This is a genomic window from Veillonellales bacterium, assembly GCA_039680175.1.
In the GTDB taxonomy this organism is placed as follows: Bacteria; Bacillota; Negativicutes; order JAAYSF01; family JAAYSF01; genus JBDKTO01.
This window is the reverse complement of record JBDKTO010000025.1, coordinates 100,143-115,239: the sequence shown is the minus strand read 5'-3', so window position 1 is coordinate 115,239 and position 15,097 is coordinate 100,143. Positions and strand designations below refer to the sequence as shown.

Annotated in this window: 17 protein-coding genes; 2 read left to right on the top strand and 15 right to left on the bottom strand. The window is 43.9% G+C overall.

All coding sequences use genetic code 11. The annotated features are described in order from the left end of the window. The 6 genes from ABFC84_04345 to ABFC84_04320 form a co-directional block, all read right to left on the bottom strand. Positions 1 to 1,013: hypothetical protein (locus ABFC84_04345; protein ID MEN6411985.1), on the bottom strand; the 1,013-nt coding region annotated here is incomplete at its 3' end. A 207-nt stretch (positions 1,014 to 1,220) separates the two neighbouring features. Next, positions 1,221 to 2,174 (bottom strand): phage tail tube protein, encoded by a 954-nt coding sequence (locus tag ABFC84_04340; protein MEN6411984.1) that lies wholly within the window; start codon positions 2,172 to 2,174, stop codon positions 1,221 to 1,223. Positions 2,175 to 2,185: 11 nt separating this feature from the next. Beyond that, the gene (locus ABFC84_04335) at positions 2,186 to 2,662 is read right to left on the bottom strand and encodes a hypothetical protein (protein ID MEN6411983.1); all 477 of its coding nucleotides are present in this window, start codon (positions 2,660 to 2,662) and stop codon (positions 2,186 to 2,188) included. A gap of 15 nt (positions 2,663 to 2,677) precedes the next feature. Further along, positions 2,678 to 2,836 carry a hypothetical protein gene (locus tag ABFC84_04330; protein ID MEN6411982.1) on the bottom strand — a complete coding sequence of 53 codons (159 nt, stop codon included), beginning with the start codon at positions 2,834 to 2,836 and terminating at the stop codon, positions 2,678 to 2,680. Positions 2,837 to 3,086: 250 nt separating this feature from the next. Beyond that, complete coding sequence (locus ABFC84_04325; protein MEN6411981.1) at positions 3,087 to 3,497, bottom strand: LuxR C-terminal-related transcriptional regulator; 411 nt, start codon at positions 3,495 to 3,497, stop codon at positions 3,087 to 3,089. 919 nt (positions 3,498 to 4,416) lie between these two features. Further along, positions 4,417 to 4,968 (bottom strand): hypothetical protein, encoded by a 552-nt coding sequence (locus ABFC84_04320; GenBank protein MEN6411980.1) that lies wholly within the window; start codon positions 4,966 to 4,968, stop codon positions 4,417 to 4,419. 840 nt (positions 4,969 to 5,808) lie between these two features. Here ABFC84_04320 and ABFC84_04315 point away from each other — a divergent pair. Continuing rightward, entirely contained in the window at positions 5,809 to 5,955 is a 147-nt protein-coding gene (locus tag ABFC84_04315; GenBank protein MEN6411979.1) for a hypothetical protein, read from the top strand. A 301-nt stretch (positions 5,956 to 6,256) separates the two neighbouring features. Here the strand turns inward: ABFC84_04315 and groL are convergent, their stop codons facing one another. From groL to tsaD, 5 genes are all read right to left on the bottom strand, one after another. Then, positions 6,257 to 7,900 carry a chaperonin GroEL gene (groL, locus tag ABFC84_04310; protein ID MEN6411978.1) on the bottom strand — a complete coding sequence of 548 codons (1,644 nt, stop codon included), beginning with the start codon at positions 7,898 to 7,900 and terminating at the stop codon, positions 6,257 to 6,259. A 91-nt stretch (positions 7,901 to 7,991) separates the two neighbouring features. Next, positions 7,992 to 8,276: a co-chaperone GroES gene (gene groES / locus ABFC84_04305; protein MEN6411977.1), complete on the bottom strand. Its 285-nt coding sequence runs from the start codon at positions 8,274 to 8,276 to the stop codon at positions 7,992 to 7,994. 294 nt (positions 8,277 to 8,570) lie between these two features. Further along, complete coding sequence (locus ABFC84_04300) at positions 8,571 to 9,152, bottom strand: response regulator (GenBank protein MEN6411976.1); 582 nt, start codon at positions 9,150 to 9,152, stop codon at positions 8,571 to 8,573. Continuing rightward, entirely contained in the window at positions 9,149 to 10,576 is a 1,428-nt protein-coding gene (locus tag ABFC84_04295; GenBank protein ID MEN6411975.1) for a histidine kinase N-terminal domain-containing protein, read from the bottom strand. The genes ABFC84_04300 and ABFC84_04295 overlap by 4 nt, the downstream gene beginning before the upstream one ends. 268 nt (positions 10,577 to 10,844) lie before the next feature. After that, on the bottom strand, positions 10,845 to 11,897 hold the full coding sequence (tsaD, locus tag ABFC84_04290; protein MEN6411974.1) for a tRNA (adenosine(37)-N6)-threonylcarbamoyltransferase complex transferase subunit TsaD: 1,053 nt from the start codon (positions 11,895 to 11,897) through the stop codon (positions 10,845 to 10,847). 106 nt (positions 11,898 to 12,003) lie between these two features. Here tsaD and ABFC84_04285 point away from each other — a divergent pair, with 106 nt between their 5' ends. Beyond that, positions 12,004 to 12,207, top strand: coding sequence for an alpha/beta-type small acid-soluble spore protein (locus tag ABFC84_04285; protein ID MEN6411973.1), 204 nt, complete (start codon positions 12,004 to 12,006; stop codon positions 12,205 to 12,207). A gap of 143 nt (positions 12,208 to 12,350) precedes the next feature. Here the strand turns inward: ABFC84_04285 and rimI are convergent, their stop codons facing one another. Genes rimI through thiL form a run of 4 tightly spaced genes read right to left on the bottom strand, consistent with a single transcriptional unit; the run spans position 12,351 to position 14,996 of the window. Next, positions 12,351 to 12,794, bottom strand: coding sequence for a ribosomal protein S18-alanine N-acetyltransferase (rimI, locus tag ABFC84_04280; protein MEN6411972.1), 444 nt, complete (start codon positions 12,792 to 12,794; stop codon positions 12,351 to 12,353). Continuing rightward, positions 12,794 to 13,501, bottom strand: coding sequence for a tRNA (adenosine(37)-N6)-threonylcarbamoyltransferase complex dimerization subunit type 1 TsaB (gene tsaB / locus ABFC84_04275; protein MEN6411971.1), 708 nt, complete (start codon positions 13,499 to 13,501; stop codon positions 12,794 to 12,796). Before tsaB ends, rimI begins: the two co-directional genes overlap by 1 nt. Further along, positions 13,461 to 13,958 (bottom strand): tRNA (adenosine(37)-N6)-threonylcarbamoyltransferase complex ATPase subunit type 1 TsaE, encoded by a 498-nt coding sequence (gene tsaE / locus ABFC84_04270; protein MEN6411970.1) that lies wholly within the window; start codon positions 13,956 to 13,958, stop codon positions 13,461 to 13,463. Before tsaE ends, tsaB begins: the two co-directional genes overlap by 41 nt. Before the next feature lie 42 nt (positions 13,959 to 14,000). Then, positions 14,001 to 14,996, bottom strand: coding sequence for a thiamine-phosphate kinase (thiL, locus tag ABFC84_04265; protein MEN6411969.1), 996 nt, complete (start codon positions 14,994 to 14,996; stop codon positions 14,001 to 14,003). Positions 14,997 to 15,097: the final 101 nt, after the last annotated feature.

Below are 15,097 nucleotides of genomic sequence, written 5' to 3'. Positions count from 1 at the left end.
TTACTCGACCCCTGAACGACAACATCTTTAGTGGCGTAGAAAACCGGTGCCCCATCGGATTGAAAATATCCAAACTTGAATTTCAATGGATCATTGCCTGACTTAGTGTCTTGTGTATCATTTGCATCCCCAGCTTTACCCGCCCCCTTTGAAAGTCCAAATGGATTTGCTGAATTTTGAAGCTCTAGCCCTGTAGAAACAACCGTGCCACCTAAAATTAACGGCAGGTTTTCCACAATAGGATTGCTGAAAAAATCACTAAATTCTTGCCAGATACCGTTAAACACCTTAATTCGATCTTCACTCTGTTGTATTGCCTCATCACTCGATACTCCGTCAGGGTTTATTTCCGTAAAGGTTCCATCCGCAGCATACTCTACGTTGTCAAACGCAGTATTGCTCGGAGATAAAATAGACTGGGCCTCTACTCCTCCATATGAGTAACTGCTTATCAGCGACGCTACTTTATTAAATAAGCTGAAGGTTTCCATCCCTTGATTATCTCTTAGATACTGGATATCATTAGCGACATCAATTCCCGAATCTTTATAATTGTCTAACTCTAGCTGATGCTCGCTAATCTTCTGCTCCCGTTCTTCCGGCGTTCGACTGTTGGCGATATCACTCATTAATGCATTATAATTGTTGTTCCATATCAACTCCGACATTTTATCCGTTAGCTTAGCAAGGTTCCAGTCGGGATGCTGAACTTGCAATTCTTGCGCCTTTTGATAGTACCAAACTTCTCCTGCGGAAGCAGTCACTCCGTTTACCGATTGTAGGGAAGCCTGGCTCGCAACGTTAGTTGTACCGCTGCTGTCTTCGTTATCATAACCGTCCGATCCATCAGGCTGCCCTTGCCCTTGCGGTACTTCTGGTTCGCTCCCTAAGTCTACTATTTGGTCTTGCCCCAATTCCGTAGGGACGTGTTCACGAATAGAATCTGCGATTGCTTGTCCGCTTTTTCCTATATTTACCATAAATTGATTAACCATATCCTCAACAAATGACATTCAACCACTTCCCACTCTTCCATGTCATTACTAATAAACCGCTTTTCTTCGTCGTTTCCGGTCCGCTTCGCCTGCGAATGACAGTACCATCATTTTGTTTAAAAACCCCATACTTAAGGTCAATTCTTTTAACCTTAGGCATGAGGTTTTAGCTGTCCCAGTACATTCTTAAAACCGATTACAACGTTTCTTTAAAATTTCTGCCTTTTAAGCTACTGCATAAGAAGCACAATTATTGATCAACGTTGCTACAATAGCACTGCCATTGGCGCCGCTATTGTAAAACGCCTTAAAGGGGAGAGTGATGATGATGCCTTTTTCATTATCTATACCGGGTGAAGTCTGCTGAAAAACTGCTTCTTCCATATAAAAGCCCAAGCTGTGACTGCCATTAACGAATTTAAAATTCAACGATGTTTTGGTGTTATTTATTGCTTTATTGAGAAGCACCGCATCTTCAAAAAATGCCTTGATATTGCCGGAAATCTGCAGGTATCCTTCCGGCAGGCCAGTTCGATAACCGCCGCTGCCAATTGCATACGTATTGCCGTCCAGGCCACAATCCAGGTTAAGGCTGGCTTCGGTCACAATCGCAAGCGGCGAGCCGCCTTCTTCAATTGATCCTTGAAAATTGCTGAATTTAAGGAGCGAGACATCCTGCAAAGATGCTGCGAAGGGAGCCGTTCCAATGGTTCTTTTCGCACCCATTAGATCGATATTGGCAGTCAGCTCTTGTTCGCCGCCGTAGGTAAAGGAAAATTTGTTGATTTTACAGCCGTTAAACAATTCATACGCTGCAATATCCGTGTATTGCTGTTCCAGCGCCAGAGACGGTTGTTGGCCGGTAATTTTGAAAACGTGGGTATAAGGATCGCCGGAACCGGTAGTTGTCGGACTGCCAAACATGGCCGCCAGCCAATAGCCGATGCCAATCTGATCCAAAGGCACGACTACACTGCCGGATACATCGATATTGCCTAATGCCGGCTGTTCTTTGTCACGACGTCCGCGGATAGTGCTTGATTCGATGAGATTTTGCGCAGCCGAAATTTTTGACTGGCTAAAGGGCATATTGTACCCCTGAACAGTCGCTGGTGTCTTGCCATACGTGCTTTCAAAACCAAGTGCCAATTGAGAGTTGTATCCTTTTGCTCTTGCCATGTTGTACCTCCTTAATATTCAACGCTATAACCGTTGACGGGCGTTATTTTCAGTGTAATGTCCATGCGTCCGGGAAAGCGGGGATAATACGCGAACGGCTCAATACTGTAATCTACGACACTGAGCGGGTTTTTTGCATTCAGCCCCGCCAGTTCCTGATAGATCAGTTGCCCAAGCTGGTCGCATTCCGCAACGCCCGAGTATTCTATAACATTATTTGTTGTTGTGGCTGCATCCCGCAGTATGATCCAGCCAACGGTCAGCTTATAGGTATATTCCTGCAGCTCGAGGCCTTCCAGCTTTGCTCCGGGATAAAGAATAATTAACGGGCAGTCCGCAGCCGCCGGCAGGTTTTTGCCGTTAATGCCAACGTATATTTTAGGCGCCTGATTAAACTTTGTTGTACAAAAGTTTTGAATCGGGGTGCTTGCTTGCAGCGCGTCCCGCCATTTGCTGGTTATGTCGCTTAATTTTAATGTTGAAATCATTTTACTGCCTCCTTTCTAAAGTGATTCCTGCTTCGCTGCATAATCTCCCATCTTGCAGATTGCGCATTTACCGGTGCCATTATTGACAACCCACCAGGCACATGCCCCCTCCATACATTGACCAAAAGAAATCTTGGGATTATCGGATTTTATACTAAGTAATGGACAAAACATTTTTTTCACCTCCTACTCTTTATTCATACATGCAGCGCCAGTTACGTTTAGTTTTTTTATTAAAACAAATTGGAAAAATCATATAGTTGATTATGAAGATAAAAGCGACGGTTACTTCTCGACCACCCAATATCCATTGTATTTAGCAGCCGTTTTAAGTTTTTCGCCTTTTCTTTCACTGCTATTTCTGACAATCCGGGGTCTTGGCATCGATAAAAATCCTCTAGAGTTTCCAAAGTATAATATCGTTTCACCTTGTCCACCTTCTTCCTATGCGTGAGGCATTGAGATAATCGGCTAAGCGTAATCCCACTTGACGAATATGAAAATTCACCGTCACCCGCCTGACGCCCATAATTTTACTAATTTCTTTAATCAGATAACCCGTTTTCAATAGCATTACAACTTCCCTTTGTCTCGCTGATAATCCATTCACGCCATAATCAAGGTCCGCCAAAACGCACATGATATCGTCTTTACCATTGACATAATTGCTGCCCCCACCCACATGCCCATATTGTACAACCGTTATTTCCGCTGCACTTTTTAGTTCGTAGTAATGCCGGATAATGTTTATAATTTCTTGACTGTTATACTTACTTAAAACATATGGTTTCTTAGCCGAATTCCGATCGAATTTTGGTTGTGATTTACTATTCACGTAAATACCTCCTTAATTCTATAGCTTTGGCTACACATGCATTATTCGTTTTTTTAATATTGAGATTTTTTTAAATTGAAAGCTGCATTAAAACAGTCATTTAATCGGGGAAAAATATTTAATTTTAATAGATCACCTTCTCCCTAGCAAAAAAAGAATTTATTCTTCTATTATTTATTCGTACAGTCTGAGGTCAAAAAGCATAGGTATTTTTACATTTTCTTTCTAATTTCCCATTAGCTTCTATCTATAAAAACAATGAAAAAAGAGGCTGCCCATAAGTTTTCTCAACTCATGAACAGCCTCAAATTAGAAACCATCTACCTTCAAAGTAGACGACCTAATGGTATATTACTCTTCTGGCGGAAGATTTATCGCATATTGAAGTAAATAGTATAATGCGGTAACACTGACAGAAATAATGAGATATAGCAAATACTGCATCTTTATCTCCCCCTCTTATCGATATCATCGTTTATTATTACACTTTCTTATTAACAACTATGTGGCAAAATTAAGCCCCTCACCTAAAAGCATACGCGATAAGGGGCTTAACCATACATTTAACTGATTACCGCTAATCTAGTCCAGTACTCCGGACAATCCATAATATTTTTGGAATTACAGAGATGTAATTCTTCTTTGGCAAGTAATCTATTTAATACAGCTTTCATATATAACACATCCTTTATTATTTATTGATAATGATTATCTTTATCTTGATTAAATTATATACCGATAATTATTATTTGTAAATAGTAAATATGTAAATAAATGAAAAAATAGTAAAGCTTACGCTAGGTAGTTTAGCAAACTGAACTACCGCAAAAATTTAGCAATAAAAAAGCCCTACCCCGGCGTTATAACCGAGATAGGGCTTTTAATTACCGACCCATCCCGAAGGATGGGCGGCAATTAATCACTTGAGAACGTAACACTGAATACCTTCGTACCGATAACCATCATTGCCCCTTCCAAGTTCATGAAAATTCGTGGTATAAAAGTGATGACCATTTCCACCATTGAAATATCTGCGTAATGGGATCGTGTTCTCACGGCGCCGATCGTAAACATATCCTTGAATTCTCTCAAACGCATAACCGTCCCTGCCATTTCCAAGTTCATCAAAATTAGTAGTATAAAAATGATCTCTGCTATTATTGTTCCAATACCTATATAAAGGAACCGTTCCCGGATGCTGTCGTTGGAAAATATACCCTTGAATACCTTCATATGTATAGCCATTATTACCATTACCGAGTTCTTCAAAATTAGTGGTGTAAAAATGATCACCCGTTGAATTATTGAAATATCGGTACAAAGGTGACATATCTCGATTCTGATGTTTCTCACAAAATTGTACTCTTTCAAAACCATAGGCAGGAGAAGCGGAAACCATTGACGCACCTAGCCCAATTTGCAGCATACCTACCATTGAATAAACAACTAATTTTTTAGCAATATTTTTCATGGGATATTCCTCCTCTCTTTCTTGCTTTTATTATAATTGTCAAATGTGACGAAATTATGACTGGTTTCCACCTTGCACCCTGGACACGGCTGCAGCAATATTTCTGCAGTTCGCGTGTCAATCTGGCATGTTCATCCCCTTTTTGTCGAGTTCATCCACTCTCCCGCCCCCATAAATAAAACCACCGGAAGCTTGTCCGGTGGGAAAATATATTTTATTTCTAAATTTATACAAGCGCGCATATATTTTGGTAGGGCAGAGCTGCCATCTCTGCCCCCAAATTGAATACAGGGAGGTGACCGTCGTGATGCGTCTTGAGACGAAACTGTTTAAGCTTACCGTCTCAGACAGCGTATTACTTATAATCCTACGCATCATCACTCAGCTAATTAGCTAACCACCAGTATTCTATTTTTGAGCATCCTTATTCATGCTAGGATGCTCAATGCTTATTTTTATGCTGTTGATTTTTCGATTAGAACTTTCATTTTGGGGTGATAGCATAGCACCATGTCACCCCGTAAAATACATAATATTTCCAACTTTACAATTAACCTTTCGTTGAGACAAAAGCACCGTAATTTACATGAATCCTTCTATCACCCGCATTATTAGCATTAGTTCTTACTTCTTTGTAAGATATTTTCTCACATTGTTATTGACAAAAGCATTACATAATGTTACCATAACTTTATCCCATGTTCACAGTGATATTAATTTTTTTATGACCTTAAGGCTTCTCTTCTTATTGCCTCCTTTGAGCCTTAAGGATTTTTTTTATGCAAACACATCACACCTCCTTTCAACATAAAACGTATAATAAAGCAAGGTGGTGATACTTTGATTATCAATTTTGATGAGCAAAAATTTATCTCCGAAGTAAAAAATATGCTAAAGCCTTTAGGACTAAGCAAAAGCCAAGTTAAAGAAGTTATAAACCACGCGCTGGATGCAGTGCATAAAGCGAGTACACCGGTAAGAGAATAGCCGAGACCTGACCGTTTCTCATTTTTTGAGGACGGTCAATTTTTATTTGCATAAATTGACTGACTATGCTGTATGCTGGTGAGCTTAGAGGCTATCATGGAGCGCCTAGGGCATACGGATGACGATACAACCAGAAGAATTTACTTGCACGTGACAAAGGACATGAAAAAAGAGGCCGCGCACAAATTCAGCGAACTTATGCGAGACCTCTTACAATTTTAGGACTAATGTGGTCAAAATATGGTCAATGATGTATTTTAGGTATTCACAATCCCTTATTTACTGGGGTTGTAAGACCTTTTTACATCATGCCGCCCATACCGCCCATGCCACCCATACCGCCCATGCCAGCGGCAGCAGCAGCCGGGTTATCCTTTTCCGGTTTATCAGCAACTAACGTTTCGGTAGTCAGCACCATAGCGGCAATGCTGGCAGCATTTTGCAATGCCGACCGGGTCACTTTGGCAGGATCAACAATACCGGCAGCAATCATGTCAATATATTTTTCTGTCAGAGCATTGAAGCCAATACCCTTCCCTGCTTTCTTAACATTTTCTACTACGATAGAGCCTTCCAAACCGGCGTTATTCGCGATTTGGCGAACCGGTTCTTCAATTGCCCGGCGGACAATTTGTACACCGGTTTTTTCATCACCTTCAGATTGAATAGCATCCAGTGAAGCTTGAACATCAATGAAGGTAGTACCGCCGCCGGCTACAATGCCTTCCTCCACGGCAGCACGAGTTGCATTCAAAGCATCTTCAATGCGCAGTTTCTTTTCTTTCAGTTCGACTTCGGTAACCGCACCCACTTGAATAACTGCTACGCCGCCGGCCAATTTTGCCAAGCGTTCCTGCAGCTTTTCCTTATCAAAATCAGATGTAGTTTCTTCGATTTGTGCTTTAAGTTGAGCTACGCGGGCTTTAATAGCAGCAGAATCGCCGGCACCGTCGACAATAGTGGTTTCTTCTTTGGAAACCCGTACCTGATGAGCCCGGCCAAGATCAGTCAGTTCAACACTGTCAAGTTTGCGGCCCAATTCTTCGGTAATTACGTTACCGCCGGTAAGAATTGCGATATCTTCCAGCATTGCCTTGCGGCGATCGCCAAAGCCGGGGGCTTTCACAGCAACAGCCTTAAAGGTGCCGCGCAGTTTGTTGACAACCAGAGTAGCCAGCGCCTCGCCTTCCACATCTTCAGCAACAATCAGCAATTCTTTGCCCTGTTGAACCACTTTTTCCAAAACAGGCAGTAAATCCGCAATAGCACCGATTTTACGGTCGGTAATCAAAATATAGGGATCGGTCTGTACAGCTTCCATTTTATCGGTATCGGTAACCATGTAAGGAGAAATGTAGCCGCGGTCAAATTGCATACCTTCAACCACTTCCAGATTGGTTCCCATGCCTTTGGATTCTTCAACAGTAATAACACCGTCTTTACCGACTTTTTCCATAGCTTCCGCAATCAGCTCGCCAATTTCGCCGTCACTGGCGGAAATAGCAGCAACCTGTGCGATTGCATCTTTGGTTTCCACTTTTTGAGAGCTTTTCTTTATTTCGGTAACTAAAGTATCCACTGCTTTTTGAATACCTTTTTTCAGAATCATCGGGTTAGCACCGGCAGCAACATTGCGCATGCCTTCATGAATCATGGCCTGAGCCAGCAGCGTTGCGGTAGTAGTACCATCGCCGGCTACATCATTTGTTTTGGTGGCAACTTCTTTTACTAATTGTGCGCCCATATTTTCAAAAGGATCTTCCAAATCGATATCACGGGCAATGGTAACACCATCATTTGTAATCATCGGAGCACCAAATTTTTTATCCAATACTACGTTACGGCCTTTTGGCCCTAAAGTCACTTTAACAGCGTTGGCCAGAGCGTTTACACCCTTTTCCAGCGCACGACGTGCTTCTTCATCAAATAAAATTTGCTTTGCCATTTATGTATACCTCCTAATATATTTTGATTCATCTGCTAACCAGATCCTCAGCGTACCCGGCAGCAGCCGACAGTATGACAACAAATCTATCTTACTCTACAATTGCCAGAATGTCTCTTTCGCTAACAATGAGATATTCCTCTCCATCTACTTTCACTTCAGTACCAGCATATTTAGAGAAAATGATTTTGTCACCCGCTTTTACATCAAGAGCTACGCGTTGACCATTTTCAAGTACTTTACCGGTTCCTACAGCTACGATTTGTCCTTCCTGGGGCTTTTCTTTCGCAGTATCCGGCAATACAATACCGCTCTTTGTTTTTAATTCCCCTTCCAGAACTTTAATGACTACTCTGTCGCCTAATGGTTTAATCATGAAAGTAACCTCCCTTTATGATGTAGTATTGATTTAGCGTTTTATTAGCACTCACGTTTAGTGAGTGCTAATTACATAATTTATGATATAGAATTTGCCAAAAAAAATCAAGACCTTACGACGAAAAAAATCATGAATTAGGAAATTTTTTTTAAATTTAGTTATTGTCCTATGGTATTTTTTACTTATTACTCCTGATTTATTCATTTTTGCAAAATAAAAACAGCGAAGACTTCTGCCAGTATTATCACAGTCTGACAAAAGTCCGATATGATTCCAATCTTTTTGGCCCGCTTATCGATTTTTGGTAGCCGCATTGACAATGGCCTCTGCCACTTCGCGAATGGATTTCCGCTTACTCATACTATACTGCTGAATACGACGATATGCTTCACTCTCGGTAAGATTATAAGCATCCATCAAAATGCCTTTGGCCCGATCAAGAATTTTTCGGGTTTCCAGCGAATTTTTCACATCTTCCAGCTCGTGCTCCAATTGGGCAAATTCCTGGAATCGTGACAAAGCAATTTCCATCGCCGGAAACAAATTGGATTCTTTAACCGGCTTAACCAAATAGGCCAATACTCCCGAATCTTTGGCTTTTTCAACAATTTCCTTCTGACTGAATGCCGTTAACAGTAAAACAGGAGCAATCTTTTCATTGGAAATAATCTTAGCAGCTGTTATTCCATCCATTTCCGGCATTTTTATATCCATAATCACCAGTTCCGGCTGATATTTTCTGGCCAGCTCCACTGCTTTTAAGCCGTCGGTCGCCTCTCCTACCACGGTATGTCCGGCCTCTTCCAGTATTTCCTTCAGATCCATCCGGATAATGGACTCATTATCGGCAATCACGATTCGCAAAGAATTCATAGCTTACCTTCCTCCTTCCCACTGCGGGGAATTGTAATACAGGCATGCGTACCCTTGTCGGCATACAACTTAAAACTGCCGCCGACATCACTTTCAATCAGCGTACGGACAATTTGCAATCCCAAACTTTTCGAAGTCTGGGGATTAAAATTTTGCGGTATTCCAATACCGTTATCATATATTTTGATTTGATAACTGTCAGGAAATGTTGCAATATCAATGCCGATAATTCCCTCTTCCCGACCGATGAAGCCGTGTTCAATGGAATTCTGGATCAATTCGTTAATGACCAAAGCAAGACTGCTGGCCTGTTCGGAAGGAAGAATGACCGTGTTGCCGTTAAAAACAGTCTGTAAATTAAAATCCGGCTCCAGCATATTTTGAATCACCAGATCCAAAATATTCTTTGCCACCTCCGCCACATCAATATATTCTGCGTCTTGCTGGGATAAAAATTCGTGAACCACTGATATACTGAGAATACGGTTTACGCTCTCTCTGAGAGCAGCTTTCACTTCCGCCGACTCTGTACGGCGGGCCTGCAGGCGCAATAAACTGGCAATCGTTTGCAAATTATTCTTTACCCGGTGATGAATTTCCTGAATCACTGCCGACTTAATCAGCAGCTCTTTTTCCTTTTTCTTCAGTTCGGTGACATCCGAAATAATAACAATCGTTCGCACAGTCTGATCATTTATCACAATCGGTATGGCCCGCTGTTCCAAGGTAATATTGCCGACTTCAAACTGAGTTTCACAAGGATTTTGACTGCTATGAGCCTTGTGACCCAGCCGCATGTTAATCTTACGCTCGGTAATGCGCCGTCCGACAAGCTGGCCGACGCCCAATACCTTATAAATGCTGGCAGCCGGGGGATTGGCAAAAATAATTGTTTCCCGCTCATCAACAACGATAATTCCGTCACTGGCCGCCAAGGCCCGATAATAATGAGCTTCCGCTGGTTTTGTTTTGGCAATCAACAAGCGATATGCCCCATCGACTAAAATACCGTGCCCCTCGGCCCTTGACTCTTCATATGTTGTTTCAAAACTTACGGCCGCAATCACAGTTTTGTCGTTGTCCCATACCGGAAAAGTCTGCATATCAATGCACATACCCAGAGCCCATTCCCGTTGACCGTTTATAGAACACCCGGAAGTAATCGTTCGCCACAGCAGCGGTTCCTCAGTTGCGTGAACGGTAGTACCAAGCAGATTCGGCTTATACTGAATAAAACTGGTATTGGGCTTTGTCTGATCAATAATCACCATAAATTTGTCACTGCGGGCTTTGGCATATACGGTGACTTGTGCATGCGCTAAATCAGCCGCTAAGGTCAATGTTTGACTGATATTATCCAATAACGCAATCTGTTCCGCCGTTAAAGCGGTAATATTCCGGCATAACTTCCCCACTACCGTCATAGTTTCCTCCCACCGTATCAGGCCAGCCTTTGACTTTTTACACTTTTTATCTGTAAACATTTCTTATTCCACTTTATTGTAATGTATTCCTGTTATTCGCCTGAAAGGTTAAACTTAAATTACGCTTAAAATTTTATTCACAAAGTTATCAACAATATCCCCAGCTTTATCCACAATCAATTTCCTGCCTTTACCGGTCTGGGCTTGAATTATTCACATAATCCACAATTATCTGCTAAGCGTTTCCCACAAGTCATTGTGGAAAATTTCAAACCGCTGTGCCGCTAAGCCGCAATGACGGTACTGCATTCAGATGCATATCAGCATACTTGCCGGCACAAAATTGATAATAAGCCCGACAAGCAATCATTGCCGCGTTATCCGTACAAAGTATCGGCTGAGGATAGCTAAACTGAATTCCCGCTTTTTCACAAGCTGACGCCATACTTTCTTTCAAGCCGGTATTCGCCGCTACCCCTCCGGCTAATACCACTTGTTTGGCACTACAGTACGCAGCCGCTTGCATGGTTTTTTCCACCAGTACATCGACCACTGCCGCCTGAAAACTGGCCGCCACATCGGCGGCACAAATTGTCTCGCCCCGTTGGGCGGTACTGTTCAAATAGTTTAGGACAGCGGATTTCAGCCCGCTAAAACTGAATTCGAAGTTACCTTTCTCCACTAAGGCCCGGGGAAAATGAATGGCTGCCGGATTGCCTGCCGCTGCCAGCCGATCAATCGGCGGTCCCCCCGGATAGGGCAGTTTCATAACCCTGGCCACTTTGTCAAATGCTTCTCCGGCCGCATCATCCCTGGTTTGGCCTAACAGTTCAAATTCGTTATAGTTTTTTACTTTTACCAAAGAAGTATGTCCGCCGGATACCACCAAAGCAACAAAGGGAGGAACAAGCTCCGGCTGATTTAAAAAATTAGCAAAAATATGTCCTTCCAGATGATTCACGCCAATCAGGGGCACATTTACAGAAAAAGCCAGAGCCTTTGCCGTCGCCACTCCGACCAACAGGGCACCGACCAGACCGGGACCATACGTTACACCGATAGCATCCAACTGTGACAGAGAAATCCCGGCTTCGGCCAAGGCTTCATGTAAAACCGGAATAACATTTTCAATATGTTTGCGGGAAGCGATTTCAGGAACGACCCCTCCATATTTCTGATGCAATGGTACCTGAGAAGAAATAATGTTTGATAAAATGGTGCGCCCGTTTAGAATAACGGCAGCAGATGTTTCATCGCAACTCGTTTCCAAGCCTAATACTAAGCAATCTGTACTTTGATTCTCTTGACATTGGTCGGTCAATGCGATAGCCCCCAAATACTTGAATTATTTTCATGTATGCAAATGATTTATAAATGGCACATTAACACTGGGCGTTGATATAACCGCCTGAAAGGAGGAGATCGAAATGGCACGCTCGAATAAACCTGTTAATCCTTCTGCTGAAAATGCACTGGACCGTATGAAATTTGAAATTGCTTCCGAATTGGGTATTGCCGAGCGCGTTCGTTCCTCGGGCTGGGCAACAATGACTTCCGCTGACTGCGGTCGTGTAGGCGGTCAAATGGTTCGCAAGATGATCGAGCAGTATGAATCAAGCAATCTCCAATAGATTCCCCAACGGGCGGCATGACAGCCGCCCGTTTATTTTCAGCCGCCGCTGTATTCCTTTGATTATAGCACATATTTTCAGGCTCCGCATATGTTACACTATCAATCACCCTTAGCTGCGAAAGCAGCTTTTTTTACGTTTTTTTACAGTGCATCCCGCCACATGATCAGCGCATCCTCATGAGTATCGCTGTAATACCCGGGACGTATTCCCCGCTCTTTAAAATTCAGGCTGGTATACAGCTTGCGGGCGACGGTATTACCCGTCCGCACTTCCAGCGTCATGCTGGCTGCTCCCCGTTTTTTCGCATCAGCCATCATCGCCAGCAATAGACGTCTTCCCAGTCCTAAACCGCGATATCCCCGAGATACTGCAATATTCGTTACATGGGCTTCATCAATAATAACCCACATGCCGCCGTAACCGATAATCTGATGTCCCTCCAGCAGCAGCAAATAATACGCCAGCTCATTTTCACATTCCGCCTCGAAAGCCTTGCGAGACCACGGGGTAATAAAAGACTGGCGTTCCACTAACAGAACGCCGTCGATATCTGCCTGATTCATCGGTCGTATATGAAATTCCATTATAAACAGACTCCATGACGTTTTTCCCAAAGCACTTCCGCTTCGGAACGGCGGATATACAGAGGCTCCAGCGCCATAACGTCCTGCTGTTCCCCTGCCGCCAGCATTTTCTGCCCCAGCATGGCTACACTGGCTGCCCGGGGCATAATAATATGCGGCGGCGCCAGCAGCAGGTTCCCCCCTGCCTGCAGGATCACCTGGCGATTCATAACCGCGCCTTCACCCAGCAGCAGCACCGGCTGATCCTTACTGCCCATTTCCCGCAGCACATCAGAAAAACGGATAACCCGAGCCGGCTGTACTGTCTGAAGGTTTCCCTGCTCCCAGCGAAATACAGCCTGGTAGACATTTCCCTTTTGGGCATCCAATAGTGGTGAAAGAAGCGTCCCCGGCAGCGGACAACCGTATGCCAGCGCTGCCAAAGTCGGCACACCGACTATGGGTATCTGTAAAGCATACGCTAGCGCTTTCGCTGTAGCCAGTCCGATCCTGAGACCGGTAAAGGACCCTGGTCCAATACTAACCGCCACTGCCATAATATCCCGCTTAGCCACATTGGCCATCGTCAATAGCTGCTCAATATGGGGCATCAATACTTCAGAATGTGTCTTCTTTGTTTGAAGGGTAATTTCAGCCAGCAAGATATCTTCTGCAGCCAAGGCTACACTAGACACCAGGGTGGCTGTATCTAAAGCAAGAACCGGCAATGATTTTCAACTCCTCACCAAACTGTTCATACCGAACCCCCCGGGGGCGTAAGCAGAGCAGCCGTTCATTCGGGCTGTCCCCGGTTTTAATGTCAATCCACAAATATTCATCCGGCAGTTCTGCGGGAAACTTGTCGGGCCATTCAATAATTGCCAAACCATCTCCCTCAATATATTCATAAAAACCGATATCAGTAAGTTCCGCCGGATGTTCCAGCCGGTATAAATCGAAATGGTATATTGGCAAAACAGCCGCATATACATTCAGGATTGCAAAAGTAGGGCTGGTTACTGCATCACCGACCTGTAACCCGGCGCTGATTCCCTGCGTCAGCAGCGTTTTCCCCGCTCCCAAATCCCCGGCCAGACAAAAAACGTCTCCGGCTGAAACTAAACCAGCCATTTTTTGACCAAAAGAAAATGTATCCTCCGGTGAATTGGTTTTAAAAATCAACATGCAATTCCTCCCAAGTCTCACAAAATCCGCCTTTGTTGTGCACTAGCGGAAGTGGTTGTAGCCTCCCGGCTCCAAAACAACGGCATCACCATGTTCGTTTATCAATTGAATCCCCTCGCCTCGCTCCACAACTTCTCCGATCACAGTCAACGGTACATCCGGTTCCTCCGCCGGTATCTGCTTAAAATGATCTTTGTCTATTGTAAAAAGCAGTTGAAAATCCTCGCCGCCATATAAAGCAAAATCCAGCGCTGATTTTTCTAACAAGACCGCCGCTTCCCGTATTTCCTTCGATAAAGGAATCTGCCGGCTGTACAGCCGCATACCCACTCCGCTGGCGGAGGCGATTTCATTGGCCTCACTGGCCAGTCCGTCACTGATATCATCCATGCTGGTCGCTCCGAAGGCTGCCAGCATCTGTCCGGTTTTCACCTGGGGAGAAGGCGTCAGATGAGCTGTCACCAAAGGCCAGGCAAATTCGTATTCTTCCCAGTCTGGGCGGGATAACAGTTCCAGTCCGGCTCCGGAATTTCCTAAATTGCCGGTTACAACGACAAGGTCACCCACCTGAGCCCCGGAACGGCGCAGTAAATTACCCGGTTCCACTTCACCCAGTACAGTTACATTAATCACCATTCCCCCCGGACTGGAAACAGTATCCCCGCCGACGATATTGACGCCAAATTGATGACAAATCTCTTTCATTCCCTGATAGATGTTCAAAACAACCTCAGCCGGAGTTTCCGGTGAAAGAGCTATGGAAACAACCGCATGGTGCGGTCTCCCCCCCATGGCGGCAATGTCGCTCAGGCTCACGCCGATTGCCTTATAGCCCAGCTGCCATGGCGTTGTAGTATGTAAAGCAAAATGAACATTTTCCACCAGCATATCGGCAGTAATCAATTGTAGCTGATGCGGCGTCGGCAGCAAAACAGCCGCATCATCGCCTATCCCAACCACCACACTGCTGGGATCGGCAATTGTATCTTCTTTCAATAACTGGATTAAGCCAAATTCACCTACTTGTTTTAGTTCCATAAGCACTATACTCCATTCTAAAAACAAAGTACCACCAGGCAGAGCAACGACTAATCTTAATAGATTTCTGCCTTACCTGACTATTTCCTGCATTCCTAGTA

Excerpts from the sequence above, each read along its gene's own strand:
- ABFC84_04340 (MEN6411984.1), bottom strand. The coding sequence starts at position 2,174 with ATGGCAAGAGCAAAAGGATACAACTCTCAATTGGCACTTGGTTTTGAA.
- ABFC84_04335 (MEN6411983.1), bottom strand. The coding sequence starts at position 2,662 with ATGATTTCAACATTAAAATTAAGCGACATAACCAGCAAATGGCGGGAC.
- ABFC84_04330 (MEN6411982.1), bottom strand. The coding sequence starts at position 2,836 with ATGTTTTGTCCATTACTTAGTATAAAATCCGATAATCCCAAGATTTCT.
- ABFC84_04320 (MEN6411980.1), bottom strand. The coding sequence starts at position 4,968 with ATGAAAAATATTGCTAAAAAATTAGTTGTTTATTCAATGGTAGGTATG.
- groL (MEN6411978.1), bottom strand. The coding sequence starts at position 7,900 with ATGGCAAAGCAAATTTTATTTGATGAAGAAGCACGTCGTGCGCTGGAA.
- groES (MEN6411977.1), bottom strand. The coding sequence starts at position 8,276 with ATGATTAAACCATTAGGCGACAGAGTAGTCATTAAAGTTCTGGAAGGG.
- ABFC84_04300 (MEN6411976.1), bottom strand. The coding sequence starts at position 9,152 with ATGAATTCTTTGCGAATCGTGATTGCCGATAATGAGTCCATTATCCGG.
- ABFC84_04295 (MEN6411975.1), bottom strand. The coding sequence starts at position 10,576 with ATGACGGTAGTGGGGAAGTTATGCCGGAATATTACCGCTTTAACGGCG.
- ABFC84_04285 (MEN6411973.1), top strand. The coding sequence starts at position 12,004 with ATGGCACGCTCGAATAAACCTGTTAATCCTTCTGCTGAAAATGCACTG.
- rimI (MEN6411972.1), bottom strand. The coding sequence starts at position 12,794 with ATGGAATTTCATATACGACCGATGAATCAGGCAGATATCGACGGCGTT.
- tsaE (MEN6411970.1), bottom strand. The coding sequence starts at position 13,958 with ATGTTGATTTTTAAAACCAATTCACCGGAGGATACATTTTCTTTTGGT.
- thiL (MEN6411969.1), bottom strand. The coding sequence starts at position 14,996 with ATGGAACTAAAACAAGTAGGTGAATTTGGCTTAATCCAGTTATTGAAA.